This window comes from Micrococcus sp. MS-ASIII-49 (genome assembly GCF_000946635.1).
Lineage (GTDB): Bacteria > Actinomycetota > Actinomycetes > Actinomycetales > Micrococcaceae > Micrococcus > Micrococcus luteus.
In genome coordinates this window covers 1-1,487 of the sequence record NZ_JXSP01000128.1, presented here as the reverse complement: position 1 = coordinate 1,487, position 1,487 = coordinate 1, and the positions used below count along the sequence as shown (strand labels likewise).

The window sequence follows — 1,487 nt, the reverse complement described above, 5'->3', positions numbered from 1 at the left end:
GACGTTTTCGTTCGGGAAACGGCGGTCCGTCGGCCGCGCGGCGTCAGCGCTCGTCGGCCGTGAGCACCTCGCCGGACGTGGCGTCGATCTCGACCTCGGGGCCGTCGGAGCCGTCCTCGCGGTCGACCCCGACCTCCCACTGGAGGGTGCCGTTGTCGTCGTCCAGGTCCATCTCGTCCAGGGTCACCCCGTCACGGCCCTCCCGGGCGGTGTCGAGTGCCTGCTGGGCGGTGACCTCGGCGTCCTTCGCCTTCTGGACGTCCTCGAGATCCGACTCGCGGTCGGTCTCGGTGATGTCGCCGTCGGCGGTGACGTCCAGCTCCTTCACCTCCTCGCCCACCACGACGTCAACCTCCCAGGTCGTGTCATCGTCGTCGGCATCCACCGCGACGATGATGCCGTCGCCGTACTTCTCCAGGACCGCGTCGATCACCGCGTAGGCGGGGTCATCTGCCTGGCCAGTAGCCGAGTCGCTGCCGGCCGCGGCGGCCGTCGACGAGGCCGAAGCGGAGGAGGCTGATGACGACGCCGAGCCCGACGCGTCGTCCGTGGTGGGGGTGCTCGCCACCGCCGAGGAGGCGTCGACCCCCGGCGAGGCGGAGCCGTCGTCGCCGTTGTCGGAGGTGGTGCCGCAGGCCGCGAGGGCGAGGGCGGCGAGCATGCCCGTGCCGGTCAGGGCGGTCTTGCGTGTGAGGGTCGTGATGGTCATGGACACGTCTCTCCTTCGGGTCCGTTCCTGATGGTTTTGGGGTGTCCGCGCACCGTAGGCCCGCCGGAACCGTGCCTGGCAAGGGCCCGGTCCCCGGGCGTGGGTAGGACGACGACGGCGCCCCGCGGCCGGGTGGCGCGCAGGCAGGGGCTCTGGTAGAGTTCCATCCGTTGTCCGAACGGCTCCGGCGGTTCGCGGCACATTCCCCCGTAGCTCAACGGCAGAGCATTCGACTGTTAATCGAAGGGTTGTTGGTTCGAATCCAACCGGGGGAGCGATCCTGAGGCCCCTGCACCGACCATGTCGGTGCGGGGGCTTCTTCGTGCCTGGAGGACGACCGGGCCGAACAGTTCAGCGAGCGTGATGTCGAGCCACCCCGCGATCGAGGCCAGTTCGGGGAACGTGAAGTCCTGCTGTCCGCTCATCCGCCGGCTGACCGCGCTGCGTGTCAGGCCCATGTGCCGGGCCATGTCGGACTGGTTGACCTGCCGGCGGCCCATCCAGGCGCGGATCTCCGCGAGGAGCGCGGTCTTGATTTCTGACTCATCCATGTGTCCAGCGTAGCGAAGGGCAGGCCAGTCGTCATGGGATACGAAAAAAAATTGCTACATAAGCAACATACGGCTTGACCAGTGTTGCGGGTAGCACAACACTGGTGGCCATGACGAGACAGAAGCAGTTAACTCTGCAAATCCGCTCCAGGTTGGCCCTGGCCGACAAAAGCATGGGGGACCTGGGCGAAGCCCTCGGTCTAAGTGTAAGAGGTCATGACGTTGTT

2 protein-coding genes and 1 tRNA gene are annotated in these 1,487 nt (G+C 67.1%); 1 reads left to right on the top strand and 2 read right to left on the bottom strand.

Translation table 11 applies throughout. The annotated features are described in order from the left end of the window. Window positions 1–43: 43 nt before the first annotated feature. Window positions 44–709: a PepSY domain-containing protein gene (locus SJ20_RS09070; protein ID WP_044659681.1), complete on the bottom strand. Its 666-nt coding sequence runs from the start codon at window positions 707–709 to the stop codon at window positions 44–46. 203 nt (window positions 710–912) lie between these two features. Here SJ20_RS09070 and SJ20_RS09065 point away from each other — a divergent pair. Further along, window positions 913–984 (top strand) — tRNA-Asn (locus SJ20_RS09065). On the opposite strand, the gene SJ20_RS12360 is transcribed toward SJ20_RS09065, so the two are convergent. After that, on the bottom strand, window positions 946–1,260 hold the full coding sequence (locus tag SJ20_RS12360) for a helix-turn-helix domain-containing protein (RefSeq protein ID WP_081097766.1): 315 nt from the start codon (window positions 1,258–1,260) through the stop codon (window positions 946–948). The genes SJ20_RS09065 and SJ20_RS12360 overlap by 39 nt on opposite strands. Window positions 1,261–1,487: the final 227 nt, after the last annotated feature.

Bases quoted from the DNA above. Each gene is read 5' to 3' on its own strand.
- SJ20_RS12360 (WP_081097766.1), bottom strand. From the start codon at position 1,260: ATGGATGAGTCAGAAATCAAGACCGCGCTCCTCGCGGAGATCCGCGCC.
- SJ20_RS09070 (WP_044659681.1), bottom strand. From the start codon at position 709: ATGACCATCACGACCCTCACACGCAAGACCGCCCTGACCGGCACGGGC.